Origin of the sequence: Spirosoma oryzicola (genome assembly GCF_021233055.1) — a bacterium.
Taxonomy (GTDB): domain Bacteria; phylum Bacteroidota; class Bacteroidia; order Cytophagales; family Spirosomataceae; genus Spirosoma; species Spirosoma oryzicola.
Genome location: NZ_CP089538.1, coordinates 400,779 through 422,176, shown reverse-complemented (window position 1 = coordinate 422,176; position 21,398 = coordinate 400,779). Strand labels below are relative to the sequence as shown.

Genomic DNA, 21,398 nt, shown 5'->3' with positions numbered 1-21,398 from the left:
GTATACCGCTTGTTCACAAGCAAAACTCACTACTCTTTTTTTGTGTTATTCTAGTAAAAAATACGTAATTTCAATGCTATAAACAACATCTACATGAAGGCGGTACTATTGGCAATCGGGATGCTATGCATCTGTCTGGACGCTTGGGCCAAGGATGGCAACAAGGGTACCCCGGATCGCGACCGTTACGGCTTTTATATAGCCGGGAATCGCTCCTGGACGCGAATTCCTTTCCAACTTCATTCAAACCTGATCATCGTCCCGGTACGCATCAATGATTCCGATACGCTCCATTTTATTCTGGATACGGGCGTTAGCAATACCATTATTACCGACCCTAGTATTTTCAAGAAACAACCGCTTACACTCGCCCGAAAAATGAAAATTGCGGGGGCAGGTGAAGGGGCTAACCTGACCGCATCAATTGCGATCAACAACAACCTGCGAATGGGCGACCTACGGGCTTCGCACCACAACATTGTGCTGTTGGACGAAGACATTCTAAAGCTTTCGGAGTTTGTCGGAACACCGGTTCATGGCATTTTTGGCTATGAACTCTTTGCCAATTTTGTCGTAAACGTTGATTTTACCCGGCGGGAACTCGTCATCATGCAGCCAAAAAAATACCGCTATCGGAAGCGGAAAGGCGACCGTTATCCCATTACGATTCAAGACACCAAAGCGTATACCGATGCACTGTCTGTTTACGACGGAGAAAAGTCTATGCCGCTTCGGGTGGTTTTAGACACGGGGGCCGGTCATGCCCTTCTGCTGGATCCCTCGCGCAGCACAAATGCAATGCCCTTGCCGGCCAAAGTGGTTCGGGCGCAACTGGGCCGTGGGTTAAACGGAGTGATCAACGGCAGCATGGGCCGGATTCAGAAAATAAAATTTGGCCGTTATGAACTGGATAATATCCTGGCGTCCTTCCCGGATAGCACCGCTTTTGGGATGAAGCTGGTCGATATGCCCGAACGACAGGGCAATGTCGGTTGCGAACTGCTGCGCCGGTTCAATGTCACGTTCAACTACCCGGAGCGCTATGTTGTGATGAAACCGGTCAAGCGTCTGATGCGCGAAACGTTTGAGCACGATATGAGCGGTCTGGAGCTTCGCGCCAAAGGCGAACAGTTACGCAACTATTACGTCGGCAAAATCATCGAAGGTTCCCCCGCTGATCTGTCTGGACTCAAAGAAGGTGACGAAGTTTTATTTGTCAATAACTACTCAGCCAAGAACCTGACAGTCAGCGATATTTATAAGATCCTTCAAAAAGGCGAAGGCAAGGAAGTCTCTATCTTGGTCAGACGTAATGGGCAGATGGTTATTGCGCATTTTGCCCTGAAACGATTCATCTAACTTTTCTGACGTAAAAAACGCGATTGGCTTGGTTACTCCATTCGTTCCAGTTTGAAGCGAAACGTAGTTCCTTTTTCCAATTTGCTCATGACGGTGATCTTTGCTTTGTGAGCATTCAGGATATGCTTCACAATGGCCAATCCTAACCCCGTACCACCCCGATCCTTAGAGCGGCTTTTTTCGACCCGGTAGAACCGCTCAAAAATTCGGCTCAGGTGTTCGGGCGGAATACCGGGACCATCGTCTTTGACAGCGATAAGCACATGTTTTTTGTCGGTTTCGAGACTTACGATAACCTTGCCGTTCTCATTCCCGTATTTAACCGCATTTTCGATCAGGTTGGTCATAACCTGCATGATGCGCTGCGGGTCCGCTTTCACCCAGACCGGGCCGGGCTGATCGATTCGTAACTTCAGAAACGTGCGTTTATCACTGGCAATCGTTTCTAGCTGTTCGAATATTTCTTCCGTCACCTGGGCAATGTCAACGCGCTCAAAGCTCATCGTTACCTCGCCAGTTTCCAGTTGCGAAAGCGCTACCAGGTCTTTGACCAACGCATCCAGACCATCCAGACTTTTAGCCGCCTTTGCCAGAAACTTATCCCGCACGAACTCATCATCGACGGCCCCGTCGATAAGGGTATGGATAAATCCCTGCGCGGCAAAAATTGGGGTTTTCAGTTCGTGCGAAACATCGGCCAGAAATTCACGCCGAAATTGTTCCAGCCGTTTCAGTTCATCAATTTCTTTCTGCTTTTTGGCGACATAAACAAAGATCTCGTCGTTCAGCTTCTTGAAGGGATTGACATTTTTGACGATTGTCTTGCGCGAAATAGCAAAATCACGGATCTTGAGTTTGTGGATGGTCTTGTACATTTTATTGACCTCTCGAAAAACGAGCAGTTCAATGGCGTACAGGACCAGAAAAAACGAGACGCCAAACGAGGAGATTCCCACAACAAACAACATGTTGTTGGTTACGCCTTCCACGAAGGTTAAAAAAACGACCGTCAGCGCCGAAATCAGCGACGCCAGCAGCAAAGCTATAAAGCGGGGGCTAAGCGACATCAACTAAATAAGAGAATGAGTGATTGTGTCCCAGCATAGGCACACAATCACTTATCAATAAACCAATTCGCTCAGTCACTAATTCACTCATTCGTTTATTCGGGCTGGTCGGTAAACATGTAGCCAACTCCTTTGAGCGTTCGAATATGCGTATCCCCGATTTTCTCGCGGAGTTTACGGATATGAACATCGACAGTGCGTTCGAGGACATAAATATCGGCCCCCCATATTTTTTGAAGAAGTTCTTCCCGGCTAAACACTTTATTGGGATGTTGCGCCAGAAAAAACAGTAGTTCAAATTCCTTTTTGGGTAGAATGACCGACTTGTCACCCTGCGTAACCGAATAATTTTTCCGGTTGATGGTTAGTTCGGCGATATTGATCTGCTCACCTGGATCATCGCGCTGGGCTTCGCGCCGGAAGAGTGCATTAATCCGACTCATCAAGGCACGCGGCTTGATGGGTTTCGTGATGTAATCATCAGCCCCGACATCAAAAGCCGCGACTTCTGAATATTCCTCCGAACGGGCGGTCAGGTACAGAATGTAAGTCTGACGTAGCTCGGGTATGTCACGTAATTGCCGACCTGCTTCGATACCGTCTAATTTCGGCATCATAATGTCGAGCATTACTAATTCAGGCAAATAAGTACGGGCAATTTCGACGGCTTTACGACCATCGGTCGCTGTGCGCACATCGTACCCTTCCTTAATCAAATTGTATTCGAGCATTTCGACAATGTCGGCGTCGTCATCTACGACTAAAATGCGATGTTGCGGTTGAGCAGCTTTAGCAGCACTCATGAGAAGCGGAATTGGTGAGAACAGCCTATTAGTTAGCTTAGGCTACTGCGAAGTTACGTGGCTTATCCACAACGTTACGCCTAAACAGTACATACTTAACAAAAATTTAACAAGCAAACAACTTCCATAAGCTTTTGTTACCCGTTGATTACTAACCCATTGAATTCACTCTATACGCTATAAGATTTCAACTAGCCCGCCAACGGGACGGTATAGTCTGTTGTATCCTTTCCAGCTTAAAAAAACTTAATAACGATTAGACTAGAATTCGTGTTTATGCTGCATTATGGATACTCGCGCCCGGGAGATAAAGCTTCCCTTATACGCTAAAATTTCCTGCGTATTACTGTCATTGGTTATTATTATTTACGGATTACATGCACTCCATGGATTATTAATTCCGCTGGTTTTTGCTATTCTATTTTCCGTCCTGCTCTTTCCGTTGGCGCAACGACTTGAAAACTGGCGACTTCCCCGAATACTCGCCATTATCTTGTGTTTAATCCTGACGCTGGCCGTTATCGTTGGCATTCTATACGCTGTTTCGATGCAGATCAGCAGCTTTGCCGAAGTCATACCGCAGCTGATCAAGCGAGGTAACGAGTATCTGGGGCAGCTTCAGACGTACGCCGACGAACGTTTAAACATCGACCGACAGCGCCAGGTTGCCGAAGTTCGTAAATACCTGAACCAGGCTTTGGCTGAAGGTGGCACCATTCTGACCAGCACGCTGCTGGCTACGACCAGCACCCTAACGGATGTTTTTCTGGTGCTGCTGTTTATTTTCTTTTTTTTGCTTTACCGCGACTTTTTCCGATCTTTTTTTTACAGAGCGTTCAATGGTACACGGCGCTCCAAGATAGATGCTGTGCTGAGCGGTATCTACAACGTCGTAAAAGATTATTTGGCCGGACTAGTATTGGTTATTTTGATCATCGGTACCCTAATGACCATCGGGCTATTTATCCTCGGCATTGACTATGCTATCTTCTTCGGATTCTTTGGTGCTTGTCTGGTTTTGATCCCTTACTTCGGAATTTCTATGGGTTCGCTTCTACCCGCAGCCTACGCATTGGTCACGCAAGATAATCCGCTGAAAGCGCTCGGCGTCATTGGCGTTTTTCTCTTTGTTCAAACGTTGGAAGGTAATTTCATTACGCCTTATATTGTGGGTTCTAAGGTAAGTATTAATCCGCTGGCGGCTATTATAGTCCTGATTCTGTGGGAAAACGTCTGGGGATTTCCGGGCCTGGTACTAGCACTACCCATGACGGCCATCATAAAAGTGATTTTCGATGCTGTCGAGTCACTTAACCCTTACGGTTTTTTGATCGGCGAAGCCGAAAAGCCCCGTCCACCCATCAAAAACTTTCAGCAACTGGCTGATCATCTACCCAAACGAGCGAAGAAAATTGGCGAGATTGACGAGAAAACGTAGGAAAGCACAAATCGGGTCACAATGCCTACTCAACCCTCAAATTGAGCTCGTTTTTCAAAGGATGTGCTTGCTCATTTGACTTTTTGCCTAAAATCATCTTTGCAAGATACTTGCGTTTTTAGAGCAAAAGCTAGTATATTTGCACTCCCATTGGGAAAAGACGCTTCCGTAGTTCAATGGATAGAATTTCGGTTTCCGGTACCGACGATAGGGGTTCGAATCCCTTCGGGAGCACTTAATAAATTAGAAAGGGCCAGCAGATCGCGATCTGTTGGCCCTTTCTAATTTACAAATATGAATTAACCAGCCTTAGTAGATCAAGCAAAGCGTACTGATTTTCAGTTGCTTTTAGTGTAAGCTTGGTTAAGAGATTAGTTTGGCTTTTCAGCAAGTTTTGGCCTACTTAGGTTGCCACTCAGAACACGAAATACGGTCGGAGCATATTTGTCCAGGTAAATAAATAGGAGTAAGGTTGCAGCCAGGGCTACTATTGGACTAAGCCAATACATCACTTCCCCGATTGACGTAACTTCCAGCGTTTTGTGAAGAAAGTAGTTGATGAACGGATGATATAGGTATAAAGGAAACGAATACCGACGGCCATAATAACCCAACACACTGTCGCTGCGCACAACCAGTTGCAGGGCTAGTAAGAACATTCCGATCGATACGAAAAACGTGCCGCCCAGGAAGTTAACCCTTGACGAATCCTGCCCCCCATTCGACAAAAACCATCCTTCGATAAGTTGTATCCCGATACCTACGGCAATCAATACATAGGTCGTTGGCCTGGAAACGTTAACATCCACTGAATATCGGGCAATAAAAAACCCGATGCATAAGAAGGGGATTGATAAGAGCGAGCGCGCATAAATGGGGTGTGCGCTCATACCAAACAAATAATTGTAAGGAGTCAGCAGCAGAACAAGGACAATGGTTGCTATTGCCAGATAAGGTAGTAACCGGGTCAGCTTGTAGGTTAGAAAAAACCAGAGGACTACATAACTTACTAAAAGTGAGGTCAGAAACCACAGATGAAAGTAAGTACCGGTTAGCAGGGTAAAGTGCGTAGCAAGTGGCTTAAGCGTCCCTTCCGTGAGCCCAACAAACACCAGGTAAAACAAATTAATAAACAAGGTGGCGGATAACAGAGCCGTTATGGTTTTGGAAAAGGCAGATACGGACCGACGAGCATAACTTTTCTCAAAATAATAGCCACTCACCAGAAAAAAGAAAGGCAACGCCCATCGACCTACTATTCCTAATAAAGCCAGCAGTGACGGATGATTGGAATAAACACTGTGACTGATAAATACCAAACAGGCTGCAAAAAAGCGAAAGACATCTATGCTTGCATTACGCTGCTCCATGACCTACAATGCAATGTGGATAATTGGGTAATCGAAAAGGATTACAGACTAGTGAACACAGATCTCGGACCTAACGGTGCACTAATTGTTGACACGTTTACGTTGTTGACTATATAAATCGACATAGGGTTCTGTTTAATTACAATTATCTAGATCTGTTTGTTATAAATAACAACGCTTCTTGCAAGTAGTATCTCCCTACTACAATAAGAGCCATTACTACTTACCTATTTGTTATAATAGCACTAATTAATCAACTTTCTATTTACTATACAAGTATTTATATAAAATTATCACTCATTCATTTGTGCTTATATTACCATAAATAGTATGGCAGATAAGCTCACGCGTTCTTACCAAATCGTATATGGCGAAAGCCTGTAAAAGCTGGCTTTTCAGACAGTACATTTCGAACCCTCGTTTGGTTGGTCACTATTCTGGCTCCTACCGATGTACACATTATTTGAAGTATACAGGGCGTATCAACCGCTTTTAGAATTGCTAAAACAGCGACACACCATCAGGCTTCTTATTTGTACAACTGGTGGTCCTGTTAAACGATAGATGATTCAGTATAGTCATGCTTCCCGGTTAAGTAAGTCCTAGTCGAAGGTACACACCATGTCAAGCTTCTCCGTCCAGATTCCACAGCCTTGTCACGAACGTTGGTCTGAAATGCAACCAGACGAGCGGGGTCGATTTTGCGCAAGCTGCCAGAAACTAGTGGTTGACTACACGGCTTTTTCGGATCAGGAATTAATCAAGCTACTGAGCAAACCTTTGGCAACAAACTGCGGCCGTTTTCGAGATGACCAGTTAAACCGCCCATTAGTACCAGCTACTAAGGGCGCTAGACCCGTTTGGCGGCATTGGCTTAGCCTGTTGACAATGAGTTTGTTTGGGTGGCAAGCGGCCCGAGCGCAGGTCAATCAACGTAGAATTCTCTCGCAACCCGCTACCGTATACCAAGCGGCAGAAAAACCGGTTGTTTCGATCAGGGCAATTCCCGTCCGGAGTACACTTGGTCCAAGCACAAAGTGGGTCGTTCGGGGACGGATAATGCGGAATGATTCGAGTGGTACTCTTTTACCGGTATCGGAAGCTTATGTATCAGTTTCTCGATCAGGAGAACGATGGGTTACGCAATCGGATGATACGGGTGCTTTCAGCCTGCCGATTACTACCCGTATCGATACTACGGCTTTTAAGGTTGATGTACATGCCTTAACTTTTTGGCGCGGACAAACTACGTTTCAAGGGTCACCATCAAGCCCGGTCATTGAACTAAACGATATACTACTCTATTCGTATGGTCGGCCTATTTCAGTAGCCATTACGGGTGGAGGCATCGCGATTCTTAAAACACCCTCTCGCTGGCAGCGGCTTAAGCGTAAGTTATTTCATTGAAGCGCACTCGTTTTCATTGAAGCGCACTCGTTGCCCTTACCAGAGCGTATTACACAGGAGAGCGTTTGTTCATGTAAATCAACATACAGCAATAAAGCTATTCCATCAATGAGTAGCTTTATTAGAGGCTTCCTTGCCGTAACAGAAGCAGGACCGCCAAACCACTGATCCATTCTGTGGTTTTTGTTTTTGTACCGCTTAGCGTCGTATAAATTGCTTCGCGCAACACAACCTTTCCTCATTTTATTTTACTTTTACTAGAAAAGCTCCAAATCTTTCTTATGGACACGCCCACAACGAATCAGACATATCCTTGGCTACGCTTTTATCCCAAAGGTGTTCCCCACGAAATAAATCCGGATGCTTACCCGTCTCTGGCAGCTTTGATCGAGGAAGGTTGTCAACGATTCAGTGATCGACCCGCTTACGCCTGCATGGGTAAGCAGATCACGTATGGCGAGCTGGACCGTCTTTCAAAACAGTTTGCGTCCTTTTTACAGCATGATCTGGGTCTTAAAAAAGGAGATCGGCTGGCCATTCAGATGCCAAACGTTTTGCAATATCCAATTGCCATGTTTGGGGCGTTACGCGCTGGGCTGGCAGTAGTTAACACGAATCCTTTGTACACCCCGCGTGAAATGCAGCACCAGTTTAAGGATTCTGGTGCCAAGGCCGTTGTGATTGTGGCGAACTTTGCGGCCAACCTGGAAAAGATTCTCGATAAAACCGACATTCAGCACGTCATTGTAACACAACTAGGCGACTTGCTGGGCTTTCCCAAAAAGCAAATTGTCAATGCGGTTGTCAACTACGTTAAGAAGCTGGTTCCCCCGTATAAACTGCCCAATGCCATTTCGTTCAACGATGCGCTGAGCCGGGGCAGTCGTCACAGCTTCCAGCCTGTGGATATTAAAAGCAGCGACCTCGCCTTTGTTCAGTACACGGGAGGAACCACGGGCGTTTCAAAAGGGGCTATGCTCACGCAGCGAAATATGATTGCCAATGTCGAGGGTCAGCACGCCTGGATTCGACCGGCGGGCATACCAGAAGGCCAAGGCATTTTTGTGGCCGCCTTACCCCTCTACCATGTCTACGCCCTGACGACGAATGCGCTATCGGCGCTGAGAAGCGGTTGCATGAACTTGCTGATCACGAACCCGCGTGATCTCAACGCCTTTATCGACGATCTGAAAAAATACAAGGTATCGGCTTTCACCGGTGTTAACACCCTTTACAATGGACTTTTGAACCACCCCCGAATCGGCGAAGTCGATTTTAGTGGTTTGCGAGTAACCTCGGCGGGCGGTATGGCTTTACAGACATCCGTAGCCGAACGGTGGGCCAAACTTACGGGTAATACCCCCTGCGAAGGTTACGGACTTACCGAAACTTCTCCTGTATTATCGTCTAATCCTGTAGGTGAGGGGATCCGCGTTGGAACGATTGGTATTCCGTGGCCCAGCACCCAAATGAAAATCATTCGTGAAGACGGTACCGATGCACCCCTGGGCGAAGCTGGTGAAATTGCCGCTTTCGGCCCTCAAGTATTTACGGGCTACTACAACCGTCCCGAAGAGACGGCTCAGGTTATGTTAGGAAACTGGTTCAAAACGGGAGACATTGGCGTAATGAACGAAGACGGTTATTTCAAAATCGTTGACCGTAAAAAAGACATGATTCTGGTATCAGGTTTCAATGTCTACCCGAACGAAATCGAAGATGTCGTTTCGCAGTGCCCCGGCGTTCTTGAAGTTGCCTGCATTGGCGTTCCCAACGAGAAGTCGACCGAGATTGTTAAGGTTTTTGTGGTGAAGAAGGACCCCGCCTTGACAGATGAGACCATCAAAGCTTTCTGCCGCGAAAATCTGACGCCTTATAAAATTCCAAAATTGATCGAGTTTCGAACCGAATTGCCTAAGTCGAACGTGGGCAAAATTCTGCGCCGGCCGCTACGGGATGAAGAGCTAGCAAAAATAAAAGGTAAATAGCCAAACTCAGGCAGAAACCCATTCAAAAGGTCCTGTGCTAATCGACAAAAAGCGGCCCCTGAGAATTACCCAGGGGCCGCTTTTGTGACTGAGGCTAACTATTTAAGGACTGAATTTCCTCCTGAAATCCTTTCACTTGTTTGATGAACTGGCTGGCTTTCCGGCGCGATACTTCTATCCGATGACCATTGACCAAACCAACACTCAGTTGTGGTCGTTTCGGCTGAACGGTCTCCGGATAAACACCTTCCAGATACAGCAGATTGATAATATTTTTTTTGTGCGGTCGGACAAAGACCTTTGATGACAACCGACTCTCCATTTTTTTAAGCGTCAGCGAAACCATGAGCTGGCTACCATCCGAGAAGTGAAAGAGGGTGTAATTACCTTCTCCTTCCAGCCGAACAATTTGATGCATCGGCATCTTTTTGCGGTAACCCCAGAATGGTAAAACGAGATCGGGCATGTCGAACTGGAGAGCAATTTGTTCGACATAGGCGCTGGATAGCGGCTCTTGAAGCAAAGCGGCTTTCATAATCAATCTATTTTAATGGTGTGAATAAGTAAACTGCCTGCCTACTTCCACATACATAAATATGCTCCATAGAGTAAGCGTGTTCAATTATACAAAAAATTCATTATCAATTCATTAACCCGCAAAAAAATTTGAATCATATGAAAAGTTTGGATAATACCATTTCTAAAAAAATTGCGTCACATCCGGGAGAAAAAACCGCCATGCGAACTTATTGAATCCATTTGACCTTAAATCGACATAGTTTATTCCAGATGTATTGGCATGGCAACCCTGCTTGATTTAGTCGGCAATACGCCGTTGATAGAATTGAATCGCCTGAACCCTAATCCCAACGTTCGATTGTATGGTAAGCTCGAAGGCACGAACCCCGGTGGTAGTGTGAAAGACAGAGCTGCTGCCAGCATGATTCAGGGCGCGTTATCTCGTGGCGAATTAAAACCGGGCATGAAGCTTATCGAAGCGACCAGTGGTAACACCGGCATTGCTTTAGCCATGATTGCCCGACTTTACGACATAGATATTGAGTTGGTCATGCCCGAAAACTCTACGCGGGAGCGGGTACTGACCATGGAAGCATTCGGTGCAAAAGTGATCTTGACCGAAACCATTGAAGGAGCCCGCGATTACGCCGAAGACCAGGTCAAAAAAGGAGGTTATCTGATGCTTAATCAGTTTACTAACCCCGATAATTACTTAGCGCACTACCGAACCACCGGACCGGAAATCTGGCGCGATACAGACGGGCAGATTACTCACTTTGTTTCGTCGATGGGAACCACAGGTACGATCATGGGAACCTCCCGTTATTTGAAAGAGCAAAATCCGGCTATACAGATCGTCGGTTGCCAGCCAACGGATGGCTCGTCGATTCCAGGCATTCGGAAATGGCCCGTCGAATACCTGCCCAAGATTTTTGAACCGCAACGAGTAGACCGCGTCATTGACGTATCAGCCGATGATGCTACTCAGCAAACGCGGAAGCTGGCGAGCGTAGAAGGTGTTTTCGCGGGTATGAGCAGCGGTGGTGCCGTATGGGCTGCCCAGCAGTTAGCCCAGGAGCTGGATTCAGGGGTTATTGTCTGCATTATCTGCGACCGGGGCGACCGCTACCTTTCTTCCGACTTATTTGGGTAAACTTAGTGGACCGTAGCGGCCTTCTTGCGCCAAGACCGTACCTTTGCTGCCATGTATAAGCGCATTATTCTGCCCTTGCTGTTCCGTTTCGATGCGGAAACGATTCATCATGCCGTTACAACGGTGCTTAAATTTGGCCTAGCCCTTCCCGGTGTATCCGCCGTTTGCCGCAGATTATTCGTCATTGAGGATCAACGTTTAAACCGTACCGTTTTCGGACTTACGTTTCCAAATCCGGTTGGAATGGCAGCCGGGTTCGACAAAAACGCCGAACTGGTCAGCGAGTTGAGTGACCTGGGTTTTGGTTTCGTTGAGATTGGCACCGTAACCCCACGCCCGCAACCGGGAAATCCCCGCCCCCGTCTGTTTCGGTTAAAAGCCGATGGTGGCTTGATTAACCGAATGGGTTTCAACAATAAAGGAGCAGGACCGGCGGGTGGACGATTGCGTCACTTCGCCAAAAACCGGGGCGGACGCAACGTGATTATTGGCGGCAACATCGGTAAGAATAAAGATACCCCGAACGAAAGTGCGCTGAACGATTACCTTATCAGTTTCCGTGAGTTGTTTGATGCGGTCGATTACTTCGTAGTTAACGTTAGCTCGCCCAACACACCGGGGCTGCGCGACCTTCAGGAACGGGAACCCCTAACCCGTTTGCTGACCGCTTTACAAACCGAAAATCGTCAACGGGCCACTCCTAAGCCGATTTTATTGAAAATAGCGCCCGATTTAACCAACGGGCAGTTGGACGATATCATCGCCATCGTCAGCGATACCGGCATCGCAGGCGTCATTGCAACCAACACGACGATAAGCCGCGACGGTTTACGAACAGACTCAGCCACCGTCTCCCAGATCGGTGCTGGTGGTGTGAGCGGACGCCCCTTGCGCGAGCGTTCGACGGAGGTGATTCGTTACCTGCACCAGCAGTCGGGCGGGGCGTTTCCAATCGTTGGGGTTGGTGGTATCTTCTCCCCCGAAGATGCGCAGGAAAAACTCCAAGCGGGAGCGAGTTTGATTCAGGTTTATACCAGCTTCATCTACGAAGGGCCAGGACTGGCAAAGCGCATCAACAGGGCCCTATTGAAGGACGTGGTAACCTCGCCCCTACCGACTGCCTAGCCGTATACTAGACGACCTTGGCCCGTTCCCACAGTTTACCCGAAATCTACGTTTTTGTGCGCGGATTTTCGCCAAAAAATGGGAAATTTACCACTGCCGCTACAGCTTTATCTCAACGCATGGCACAACCAACGACATCATCTCGCCAAAATTCAGTTCGTCAACCACAGCCAGACCGTAACCGTCAGAACACGCCCCGCCCTAATCGCGAGGCCGTTTCGGCGGGTCCGTTGCGGGAGAAAAGACCATCCTTGAACTGGGGAGCCTCACTGGATCGTTGGTTCAGCGATCAACGATCGGCGCTTACCTTAGGCGTTTTGCTGATGCTGCTATCGATTGGTCTGTTCATTGCCTTCATTTCGTACATGACGACCGGGCACGCAGATCAAAGTGTGGTCGGATCGGCTTTTTCGGAACCGTTAGCCGAGTCAGGCACCGAAACCCGCAACTGGGTTGGGCTGGTCGGTGCTTTCGTAGCCCACGTCTTCGTGTTTCGCTGGTTTGGAGTTGGTGCACTGGCGTTGCCGATGATTATGTTCTTAGCCGGCTACAAACTTACGCTTGGCCGTGAACTGTTTCCGTTGAGCCGTGCAACCGCAGGTCTGCTCTTCCTGGCGGTTTGGGCTAGTTTATTAGCCGGTTATATTGTTCTTGCTACGGATTCTGCCGAAACAGCCAGCGTGTGGTGCGGAGGGCTTGGCTACGAATTCAACGTGACGCTTTACAGCTTATTCGGCTGGGGAAACTTAGCTTTCATCGCCTTTTCTCTGTTTCTATTCGTCGTTTACTTCTTCGACGTTAGAAACATTAAACTACCTAGTTTGTCAGCGCCCGATCTGGCCGGAAGCCTACGTTCCAAATCCCCTAAACGGCCTGACGCCACCTTGCAGTCTTACGAAGAAAGTGAAATCGAGGAAGACAACGAGGAGGAAGAAGAGCCGGTTCCTGTCAACACAGTTCCCGTTGCAACACCTAATCACTTCGTTGAGAAGGAACCTGAAGTTGTACCCGTTAAGCCGGTTGAGCCGGCAATCGACGATAATGTTCAGGAAACCGTTTCGGCTTCGCTGCCCGAAGTCATTGCCAAAACAACTGGCGTTACGCTGACGATCAAAAACCGCGAATCCGTTACCGACGATTCAGCGGACGCCGAGCCCTCGGAGCTGAGCGCAACGCCTGCGCCTACCTTCGAACCTGATGCATTCGATGAAAATGACTTGGTAGCGACTCACGGCTTGTACGACTCAACCCTCGATTTGCCGCAGTACCAATATCCAACCAACGAGCTACTCACCGATTATCAAAACAATCGAAAGGCACAGGTTTCTGACGACGAGCTGACCGCGAATAAAGAGCGGATTGAAACGACTTTACGCAATTTTGGGATCGAAATCGATTCGATTCAGGCGTCTATCGGGCCAACGGTTACGCTGTACGAGATTGTACCGGCCAAAGGCGTTCGTATTTCAAAAATCAAAAGTCTCGAAGACGATATTGCCCTTAGCCTGTCGGCGTTGGGTATCCGCATCATTGCCCCGATGCCAGGTATGGGAACAATCGGTATCGAGGTGCCCAACAAGAACCGGGAGATGGTCTCGATGCGCTCGGTGATTACGAGCGACGTTTTTGCCAGCAGCAAATTTGATTTGCCGGTTGTGTTGGGTAAGACCATATCCAACGAGATTTACGTAGCCGATCTGGCAAAAATGCCGCACTTACTAATGGCGGGTGCTACGGGTCAGGGGAAATCGGTAGGTCTGAACGTCCTGCTTACGTCGCTGATCTACAAGAAACATCCGTCGCAACTAAAGCTGGTGCTGGTAGACCCCAAAAAGGTGGAGTTGACCTTGTTCAACAAGCTGGAACGGCATTTTCTGGCCAAGCTACCCGATTCGGAAGAGCCGATTATCACGGATACGAAAAAGGTGGTCAACACGCTCAACTCGCTTTGCATCGAGATGGACAATCGGTACAACCTGCTTAAAGACGCGGGTTGCCGTAACCTGAAAGAATACAACGCCAAGTTCACAAAGCGTCGATTGAACCCGGAAAAAGGGCACCGGTATCTACCGTACATCGTGCTGATCATCGACGAGTTGGCCGATTTGATGATGACCGCTGGAAAAGAAGTAGAACAGCCTATTGCCCGGCTGGCTCAGCTAGCGCGGGCCATCGGTATCCATCTGGTTGTCGCTACGCAACGGCCATCCGTGAACGTTATTACCGGATTGATAAAAGCCAATTTCCCCGCCCGTCTGTCATTTAAAGTAACGTCGAAGATCGACTCACGAACCATTCTGGACACGGGTGGAGCCGAACAGCTCGTGGGTATGGGCGATATGCTGCTATCGTCCAACTCAGACCTTATCCGTTTACAGTGCCCATTCGTGGACACGAACGAAATTGAAGATCTGTGTGACTTTGTGGGCAACCAGCGCGGTTACGACGATGCCTACGCACTGCCCGAATTTGTCGGTGATGAGGGTGGTCAGGGTGAAGAAAAAGACGTGGACCTTGACAATCGTGATCCAATGTTCGACGAAGCAGCCCGGCTTATTGTGATTCATCAGCAGGGAAGTACATCGCTTATTCAACGGAAGCTTAAGCTTGGTTATAATCGCGCGGGCCGGCTTATTGACCAATTGGAGGCCGCTCGAATCGTTGGGCCTTTTGAGGGAAGTAAAGCCCGCGATGTGTTGGTTCAGGACTTACAGCTATTGGAAGAAACGCTGAAACGACTAAAAGGAGAATAAGTCGTTAATAAGCTCACTAGTAAACAATTGTGTTAAACTATTCTTTCTGTCTATAGTCTAAGCAGAAAGAAGAAATTTAATAAATAGACCACCTTTTCAATTCGAATTTTGGAGTAAATACAGAGAGATGAAAAAAGTAGCATGGATACTGAGCATAGCGTTAGTGCTGTCACTACCTGCCGCAGCTCAGAAAGATAAGCGGGCAAAGACCATTCTGGACGCAATGAGTAAACAATATCAGGCACTGAAATCCTACCAGGCCGCTTTTACTTATGCCAGCGCTGGAGCGGGGGCCAACGACTCATTCAAAGGAGATCTAGCCGTTAAGGGTCCGAAGTTTCGCTTAAAATTGGGAGGGCAGGAAGTTTACTCAGATGGGCAAACAATGTCTACCTATGTCAAAGAGTCTAACGAAGTAAACGTTCAGGACTACGAAGCAGCAGCAAACGGTGAACTAAACCCGACTCAGATCTATACGATCTACAAACGCGGGTTCGATTATCGCTTTTTGAAGGAGCAAAAACAGGGAGGTCGTACGCTCGAAGTTATCGAATTGACCCCGAACCGTCAGAAAAGTCCTATAGCAACCGTCCAGATTTCGGTAGATAAAGCTGACAAATCCGTTCGGAACTGGCTGATTATTAACAAAGACGGGAAGCGTACTTCGTACACGATCACCAAATTTACCCCGAACGTCAACGTACCCGACACGCATTTTGTCTTTGACAAGTCGAAATACCCAGGCGTCGAAGTTGTTGATTTACGGTAATTAATAAAACTTATGACTACGGGGTGTGATCGACTACTCGAGAGTTGACCGCACCCCGTAGTCATACACGCTGTTTTAAACTTTCGCGCCGTACGAGAGATCGCCAGCGTCGCCGAGTCCGGGGACAATGTACGAATGCTCATTCAGGTGATCATCTATAGCTCCCAGCCACAAATGGCATTGCGGTAATTGCCGTTGGACATACCGAATACCTTCTGGACTGGCGATAACAGCGGCAATATGGGTTTGCGCCGGAATTCCGTAGCGAAGCATCGCGTGATATACTTTTTCTAGCGAACGGCCCGTGGCCAGCATCGGGTCACTAAGGATCAGTGTTTTCCCGCTTAAATCTGGTCCGACGATATAATCCATCGCAATCTCAAACTCGTCACTTTCACTGGCGCTGTACCCCCTGTACGCTCCGGCAAAAGCGTTCTCAGCCTGATCGAAATAATTGGCGAACCCCTGGTGAAAAGGTAACCCCGCACGTAAGATCGTCGCCAGAACTGGCTGTTGCCTAAGCAGTTGTGTATCGGCTATACCGAGTGGTGTTGGTACCGATACATTGTGATAAGGTAACGTTTTTGAGATTTCATAAGCCATCAACTCACCAATTCGTTCGAGATTCCGTCGAAAACGTAAACGGTCTTTCTGAATCGATACATCGCGAAGTTCAGCTACGAATTGATTAGCCAGCGAGGGCTGTTGCGCAAAAACAAACATAGATTACGGTTATCTTTCCCCGTAAATTAGCCCGATGACTGGCGTATATCCAAACCAAATGCCTAATTTGTCGCTCAGATAAGGCAAATTGAGTGGATGAACGGAGTGGAGTGAGCAATCTTGTAACTTGTATGCAGCGTTTTCTTTACGTTTTCTTATTTCTAGTAATATCATTTTCTGGCTGGTCACAAAGTCCATTTGTGCCCTTAAACACGGACTACTACCACTTAATCGACCGATTGGAGATCAGACAGGGCCACTGGGCCGATGGCTTCCATAGTTCTGTGAAACCCTACAACCGGCAAAGCGTTATTCAGCTCACGGATAGCTTGCTGGCCAAACCAGGCCGGGGTTTTTCGGATACGGATTACTTCAACTTCAATTATTTACAGGACGACAGTTGGGAATGGGTTCGCTCCACGGCGGATTCACTCGTTCGTGATCCATTCACGAAGCATCTGCTCCCACCCCCGTCCCCCGGTGACAGCGAAAGACCCTTGGGTCAAACGGTATCGTTTCTCAAGCCTTTCTATCACAAAAAAGCGGACTTCTATAGTCTGCAAACCCCTGACTTTGACTTGCACGTAAACCCCGTTTTTTACTTTGGTATCGGGGGAGAACAGGTTTCTGGCAACGCTGCCAGCTCAGACGAGTCGCTACGCAATCCGTTTGTCAACACGCGTGGACTTGAAATTCGGGGTACCATTGGTAAGAAAGTAGGTTTTTACACCTTTTTTGCCGACAACCAGGCGATTTATCCGCAGTACATAAACGATTATGGCCAGCTCTACCAGGCGACGGAAGCGGGTGGTGGATTTGCTCCTGGAGAAGGTTTTACAAAAGTACGTAGCCAGAACGGACCTGATCTCATCCGGAGAGGAGCCGACTTTATTTCGGCGCGTGGTTACTTTACGCTCAACGTCCTAAAAATAATCAATTTGCAATTTGGCCACGACCGTAACTTCTTCGGTAATGGCTTCCGTTCACTGCTTCTTTCGGACAATAGCGCGCCTTACCTTTTCCTGAAGCTGACGACCCGACTGGGCAAGAAGATTCAGTATACCAACTTATTTACCGAATTACAAAATACGCAGGATGCGGTAGCGGCCAGTACGCTGTTCAAGCAGAAGTTCGCAGCCATGCACCACCTCAGCGTAAATATCACTCCTCAGATCAATCTAGGTGTCTTTGAAGCCGAAGTATTCAGCCGAGACCGGCTGGATCTAAACTACCTTAATCCAATCATTTTCTACCGCTTCGTTGAATCATACCGGGGCAGCGCCGATAACGCGATGATTGGGATTGATCTTAAGGCTAATTTCCTTTCCCGCTTTCTGGTGTACAGCCAACTTCTGCTGGATGAGTTCAGGCTAAGCGACATGTTGTCGGGTAAAGGGAACTGGACCAATAAGTTTGCTTTCCAGTTGGGTGGTAAATACATCGACGCGTTCAACGTGCCGAATTTGGATATCCAGGCGGAAATGAACTTGGCTCGTCCTTATACGTATTCTCACCTAACGTCGCCTTATGTGACGGCCGGACAAGGAAACTACGCGCATTACAGCCAGCCGATGGCTCACCCACTCGGTGCCAACTTTCTGGAAGGTCTGGGTATCGTTCGGTATCAGCGTAACAAATGGTCTGGCAACGGTATCTTCGGCGTCATGATGTACGGAGCCGACCAGCCAGGCCGTAACTATGGCGGCAACATTTTGCTTAACTATGATACCCGAATTGGCGATTTAGGGAACTACATCGGTCAGGGTCGTAAAACCATCATTACTTACGCTGATGTACGCGCTTCCTATATGATCCGTCATAACATCTTTCTGGAGGGGCGCTTGTTGTACCGCTTTAAAGACAGTCAGAACGAAGCCGAAGCGTACACAGATAAACTAGCTAGTTTTGCGTTGCGCTGGAATCTGCCTTACCGGAACTGGGTTTTCTAACGCTAGTTTTTAGAACCGACTTTTGAGTTTTCGTCGGATAGTAGCCAACTTTGGCAATCGTTTGCTTTCCATCAACAACAAATAGCAGCAGACGAGTATTCAAACTTGCTTTTCAATGCTTGACATAATTCGCCACGAACTGGCCGAAGCCCAGTCCGTCTTAGATACATTTCTTAGTAATCCTGATCACCTTACTGCTATCGAACAAGCCGCCCGGCTGATGGCTGAATCCCTGAAAAAAGGTGGTAAAATAATCTCCTGCGGGAATGGCGGCTCTCACTGCGACGCAATGCATTTTGCTGAAGAGCTTTCCGGACGTTATCGGAATGACCGTCGGTCGTTGGCTGCAATCGCCATTTCGGACGTAAGCCACATTTCCTGTGTCAGCAACGATTATGGGTACGAGTTTGTGTTTTCACGCTTCATCGAAGGACTTGGCAACGAAGGAGACGTACTGTTAGGACTTAGTACAAGCGGAAATTCAGCGAACATTATCAGAGCAGTCGAAGCCGCGCGTTCAAAAGGAATGTCCGTTATCTTACTGACGGGAAAAGATGGCGGTAAACTTGCCGGAAAAGCAGACGTAGAGATACGAGTTCCTCACTTTGGCTATGCCGACCGTATACAGGAGATTCACATCAAAATTATTCACTTGTTTATTCTTCTAATCGAGAAACAAGTAATTGGTGAGTAACGAGCTCGATGCACATAGGGTATGAAATATACCAATAAGTAGCCTCTGTTTTAGAATAAAGCAATCTTTTTTATATCCGGATAAAAGACACAAAAACGTGTCTTTATCCTGCTTTTTTATTGAGTGGTACAGTCAACTTTTTTAATTCACATTTCTATTTATACTAAGTAACTTATTTTATCAAGCCTGTTTTTATACGTTTTGGTTAGACCATACATTTGGCTGCGTTCTATTACGTAGATAATTTTCTATTATTTTCTTCTAGAACAAATAGCCCTTTGATAGAATATGAGTCATAAAGAGTTAATTACCTGAATTTCAGCTACTCGATTTTATCATTTAACCAAACATAAGACAGTTATAAGATACGTTTCAAGGTACATATTATGTAACTTTTATACGTTTGTAAAGAGGATATCTATTAGCTGGTTAAGTTAACTTTACCTGTTGACAGACAATAAATTACAGCATTACTAGTAGTAATAAAAAACTATTATTGATATATATATTTTTAACTAACTAATGTATTTTTATACAAGTGTGCTTATTTGTTAAGGAGTATCCTATTACCCTATAGATAATAGTTATAGCTAAAATTTTCATTTAACATTTCCTTGATTATACTTGAACAGGGTTAATCCTAACTAGATAGTTTTCATACTAAATTTCCTATTTAGTCACAAAGATTTTTATCCTTTATGCAAACCTCTGCCCTTCTCAATTGGTGCTCAAATCATGGCTAAATCAAGGTGCCCCCGTTGTCAGCATACATCGTTCGAGCTTCAGCCCGCTTCGGTCAAGAACAGCGTCTATCAACTGTATTTTGTTCAATGTACGGCTTGCGGTACAGTTGTGGGCGTAGTTGATGACAGTATGCACATGGCTGTTACGCTATCGGAAACCCTCAATATTAAACTTTAGTATTTCTGGACATGGTGATGGTTAATCTCTACGCATAGGGTAGTGTCTGGACGGAATATACTGCTGGCAACGGTTCGCCCCGTCAGCTTTATAGTTAGCCCCAGCGACTCTGCCAAAACAATTAGATTTTCTAGTTCAACGACTTTTGCTCTTATCTCATCAGCAATTTCTTGCCTGTCAGTTGATGTCATGATCATGGCGAATCAATTATCGATCAGTGTAGGATAAATTCAGATTTTCTATCACGAATCATGCCGGATAGCTTTCTTCTAAACACGAAATGTTAGAAACTATTGCTGAACCATCGTTTTACTGATGATACGGTAGCTTAACCACAATAATCCTTTTTATCAACCCCAATTTTTACACTAACTTCCTTAACTCGTATGAACAAGCTTTTCTGGCTTTTCCTTCTTTGTTTTACAACCTCTTTTGCCTCGTACGCCCAAACTAGCAAAGCTGCCAAAGGCTCTTTGTCCGATATGCGTTTTCTGGAAGGCCATTGGCGGGGAACGTTCAATGGCGGGCCGATTGACGCGGTATGGATAGCTCCGGCTGGTGATAACCTTACCGGCTTTATTCGAATGATGAAGGACGATAAAGTGACGATGTACGAAATGCTAATCTTCGAACAGACCGAACAAGGTCCCATAGCGCTGGTCAAACATTTCAAGCCGGGCCTGATCGGACAGGAGGAAAAAGATAAGCAGGATCGTTACTCCTTTATCGAAGCAAAAAAAGACAACGCGCTATTCGAGAAAGAAGATGGTTCTATTCGTATTATCTACGAAAAGCCCTCAAACGATCAGTTGGTGATTCAGCGCGGTCAGCAAAAAGACGGCAAATGGGTATTCAATAACCTGTTTGAATTTAGCCGGGTGAAGTAAATTCAGAGAAACAGCTTATAGCCAGCAAACGGCGTTCCGATGGATTGGAAGATTGTCACGATGCAACCGGCGTACCTACCCGGTTTACGGCAATTGTACTTAGATTCTCGCGCGCAGACGTTCACGTGGCTAGATAAGGCGCGGTTCGCTTCCAGCGATTTCGATTCAGCAACGCAAGACGAAGAGATACGAGTAGCCGTTGTGGGCGAAAAACCGATTGGTTTTGTGTCGTGGTGGCCTCCCGACAACTTCATTCATACCTTATTCGTCGATTGCCACTTTCACCATAAAGGTATCGGCAAAGCGTTGCTTGATGAGAGTTTAGCGCAAGTCGGTCGGCCAGCTTCGCTTAAATGCCTTCAACAAAATACGAACGCCGTCCAGTTTTACCAACGACAAGGCTGGCGCATTCAGGCTGGAGGCCAATCGAACGAAGGGGCTTACTTTCTGATGACATTTAATCAATAACAAGG

The 21,398-nt window shown here is 47.0% G+C and carries 17 protein-coding genes and 1 tRNA gene; 13 read left to right on the top strand and 5 right to left on the bottom strand.

Translation table 11 applies throughout. From position 1 onward, the window contains the following. The first annotated feature begins 93 nt into the window (after window positions 1-93). Window positions 94-1,359, top strand: a complete 1,266-nt coding sequence (locus LQ777_RS01740; RefSeq protein ID WP_232560795.1) for an aspartyl protease family protein — start codon at window positions 94-96, stop codon at window positions 1,357-1,359. A gap of 32 nt (window positions 1,360-1,391) precedes the next feature. Here LQ777_RS01740 and LQ777_RS01735 read toward each other — a convergent pair whose 3' ends face one another. Together LQ777_RS01735 and LQ777_RS01730 are read right to left on the bottom strand one after the other, a co-directional pair. Then, window positions 1,392-2,426, bottom strand: a complete 1,035-nt coding sequence (locus LQ777_RS01735; protein ID WP_232560794.1) for a sensor histidine kinase — start codon at window positions 2,424-2,426, stop codon at window positions 1,392-1,394. A gap of 95 nt (window positions 2,427-2,521) precedes the next feature. Further along, the gene (locus tag LQ777_RS01730) at window positions 2,522-3,229 is read right to left on the bottom strand and encodes a response regulator (protein ID WP_232560793.1); all 708 of its coding nucleotides are present in this window, start codon (window positions 3,227-3,229) and stop codon (window positions 2,522-2,524) included. 286 nt (window positions 3,230-3,515) lie between these two features. Between LQ777_RS01730 and LQ777_RS01725 the strand changes: the two genes are divergently transcribed. Together LQ777_RS01725 and LQ777_RS01720 are read left to right on the top strand one after the other, a co-directional pair. Beyond that, window positions 3,516-4,667 (top strand): AI-2E family transporter, encoded by a 1,152-nt coding sequence (locus tag LQ777_RS01725; RefSeq protein WP_232560792.1) that lies wholly within the window; start codon window positions 3,516-3,518, stop codon window positions 4,665-4,667. 162 nt (window positions 4,668-4,829) lie between these two features. Then, window positions 4,830-4,901: transfer RNA gene (locus LQ777_RS01720), tRNA-Arg, on the top strand. 137 nt (window positions 4,902-5,038) lie between these two features. On the opposite strand, the gene LQ777_RS01715 is transcribed toward LQ777_RS01720, so the two are convergent. Further along, window positions 5,039-6,037 (bottom strand): acyltransferase, encoded by a 999-nt coding sequence (locus LQ777_RS01715; RefSeq protein WP_232560791.1) that lies wholly within the window; start codon window positions 6,035-6,037, stop codon window positions 5,039-5,041. Between the two features lie 888 nt (window positions 6,038-6,925). Here LQ777_RS01715 and LQ777_RS01710 point away from each other — a divergent pair. After that, window positions 6,926-7,444 (top strand): hypothetical protein, encoded by a 519-nt coding sequence (locus LQ777_RS01710; RefSeq protein ID WP_232560790.1) that lies wholly within the window; start codon window positions 6,926-6,928, stop codon window positions 7,442-7,444. A 281-nt stretch (window positions 7,445-7,725) separates the two neighbouring features. Next, window positions 7,726-9,432 carry an AMP-binding protein gene (locus LQ777_RS01705; RefSeq protein WP_232560789.1) on the top strand — a complete coding sequence of 569 codons (1,707 nt, stop codon included), beginning with the start codon at window positions 7,726-7,728 and terminating at the stop codon, window positions 9,430-9,432. A gap of 94 nt (window positions 9,433-9,526) precedes the next feature. On the opposite strand, the gene LQ777_RS01700 is transcribed toward LQ777_RS01705, so the two are convergent. Further along, on the bottom strand, window positions 9,527-9,967 hold the full coding sequence (locus tag LQ777_RS01700) for a LytR/AlgR family response regulator transcription factor (protein ID WP_232560788.1): 441 nt from the start codon (window positions 9,965-9,967) through the stop codon (window positions 9,527-9,529). Window positions 9,968-10,231: 264 nt separating this feature from the next. Between LQ777_RS01700 and cysM the strand changes: the two genes are divergently transcribed. The 4 genes from cysM (at window position 10,232) to lolA1 (ending at window position 15,751) form a co-directional block, all read left to right on the top strand. Beyond that, on the top strand, window positions 10,232-11,104 hold the full coding sequence (cysM, locus tag LQ777_RS01695) for a cysteine synthase CysM (protein WP_232560787.1): 873 nt from the start codon (window positions 10,232-10,234) through the stop codon (window positions 11,102-11,104). Between the two features lie 51 nt (window positions 11,105-11,155). Further along, on the top strand, window positions 11,156-12,229 hold the full coding sequence (locus LQ777_RS01690) for a quinone-dependent dihydroorotate dehydrogenase (RefSeq protein WP_232560786.1): 1,074 nt from the start codon (window positions 11,156-11,158) through the stop codon (window positions 12,227-12,229). Between the two features lie 119 nt (window positions 12,230-12,348). Continuing rightward, the gene (locus LQ777_RS01685) at window positions 12,349-14,982 is read left to right on the top strand and encodes an FtsK/SpoIIIE family DNA translocase (RefSeq protein WP_232560785.1); all 2,634 of its coding nucleotides are present in this window, start codon (window positions 12,349-12,351) and stop codon (window positions 14,980-14,982) included. 127 nt (window positions 14,983-15,109) lie between these two features. After that, window positions 15,110-15,751 (top strand): outer membrane lipoprotein periplasmic chaperone LolA1, encoded by a 642-nt coding sequence (lolA1, locus tag LQ777_RS01680; protein ID WP_232560784.1) that lies wholly within the window; start codon window positions 15,110-15,112, stop codon window positions 15,749-15,751. A 75-nt stretch (window positions 15,752-15,826) separates the two neighbouring features. Here lolA1 and upp read toward each other — a convergent pair whose 3' ends face one another. After that, entirely contained in the window at window positions 15,827-16,474 is a 648-nt protein-coding gene (gene upp / locus LQ777_RS01675) for a uracil phosphoribosyltransferase (protein ID WP_232560783.1), read from the bottom strand. A gap of 200 nt (window positions 16,475-16,674) precedes the next feature. Between upp and LQ777_RS01670 the strand changes: the two genes are divergently transcribed. The 4 genes from LQ777_RS01670 to LQ777_RS01655 all read left to right on the top strand — a co-directional run bounded on the left by LQ777_RS01670 (window position 16,675) and on the right by LQ777_RS01655 (window position 21,393). After that, entirely contained in the window at window positions 16,675-18,423 is a 1,749-nt protein-coding gene (locus LQ777_RS01670; protein WP_341871363.1) for a hypothetical protein, read from the top strand. 115 nt (window positions 18,424-18,538) lie between these two features. Then, window positions 18,539-19,117, top strand: a complete 579-nt coding sequence (lpcA, locus tag LQ777_RS01665) for a D-sedoheptulose 7-phosphate isomerase (RefSeq protein ID WP_232560781.1) — start codon at window positions 18,539-18,541, stop codon at window positions 19,115-19,117. Between the two features lie 1,307 nt (window positions 19,118-20,424). Further along, entirely contained in the window at window positions 20,425-20,925 is a 501-nt protein-coding gene (locus LQ777_RS01660; protein ID WP_232560780.1) for a DUF6265 family protein, read from the top strand. Window positions 20,926-20,964: 39 nt separating this feature from the next. After that, window positions 20,965-21,393: a GNAT family N-acetyltransferase gene (locus LQ777_RS01655; protein WP_232560779.1), complete on the top strand. Its 429-nt coding sequence runs from the start codon at window positions 20,965-20,967 to the stop codon at window positions 21,391-21,393. Window positions 21,394-21,398: the final 5 nt, after the last annotated feature.

Coding starts and splice junctions, on each gene's coding strand:
- LQ777_RS01685 (WP_232560785.1), top strand. CDS start 12,349: ATGGCACAACCAACGACATCATCTCGCCAAAATTCAGTTCGTCAACCA.
- LQ777_RS01700 (WP_232560788.1), bottom strand. CDS start 9,967: ATGAAAGCCGCTTTGCTTCAAGAGCCGCTATCCAGCGCCTATGTCGAA.
- LQ777_RS01660 (WP_232560780.1), top strand. CDS start 20,425: ATGAACAAGCTTTTCTGGCTTTTCCTTCTTTGTTTTACAACCTCTTTT.
- LQ777_RS01740 (WP_232560795.1), top strand. CDS start 94: ATGAAGGCGGTACTATTGGCAATCGGGATGCTATGCATCTGTCTGGAC.
- LQ777_RS01735 (WP_232560794.1), bottom strand. CDS start 2,426: ATGTCGCTTAGCCCCCGCTTTATAGCTTTGCTGCTGGCGTCGCTGATT.
- LQ777_RS01725 (WP_232560792.1), top strand. CDS start 3,516: ATGGATACTCGCGCCCGGGAGATAAAGCTTCCCTTATACGCTAAAATT.
- upp (WP_232560783.1), bottom strand. CDS start 16,474: ATGTTTGTTTTTGCGCAACAGCCCTCGCTGGCTAATCAATTCGTAGCT.
- LQ777_RS01705 (WP_232560789.1), top strand. CDS start 7,726: ATGGACACGCCCACAACGAATCAGACATATCCTTGGCTACGCTTTTAT.
- lolA1 (WP_232560784.1), top strand. CDS start 15,110: ATGAAAAAAGTAGCATGGATACTGAGCATAGCGTTAGTGCTGTCACTA.
- LQ777_RS01655 (WP_232560779.1), top strand. CDS start 20,965: ATGGATTGGAAGATTGTCACGATGCAACCGGCGTACCTACCCGGTTTA.
- cysM (WP_232560787.1), top strand. CDS start 10,232: ATGGCAACCCTGCTTGATTTAGTCGGCAATACGCCGTTGATAGAATTG.
- LQ777_RS01710 (WP_232560790.1), top strand. CDS start 6,926: ATGAGTTTGTTTGGGTGGCAAGCGGCCCGAGCGCAGGTCAATCAACGT.
- LQ777_RS01715 (WP_232560791.1), bottom strand. CDS start 6,037: ATGGAGCAGCGTAATGCAAGCATAGATGTCTTTCGCTTTTTTGCAGCC.
- LQ777_RS01690 (WP_232560786.1), top strand. CDS start 11,156: ATGTATAAGCGCATTATTCTGCCCTTGCTGTTCCGTTTCGATGCGGAA.
- lpcA (WP_232560781.1), top strand. CDS start 18,539: ATGCTTGACATAATTCGCCACGAACTGGCCGAAGCCCAGTCCGTCTTA.
- LQ777_RS01730 (WP_232560793.1), bottom strand. CDS start 3,229: ATGAGTGCTGCTAAAGCTGCTCAACCGCAACATCGCATTTTAGTCGTA.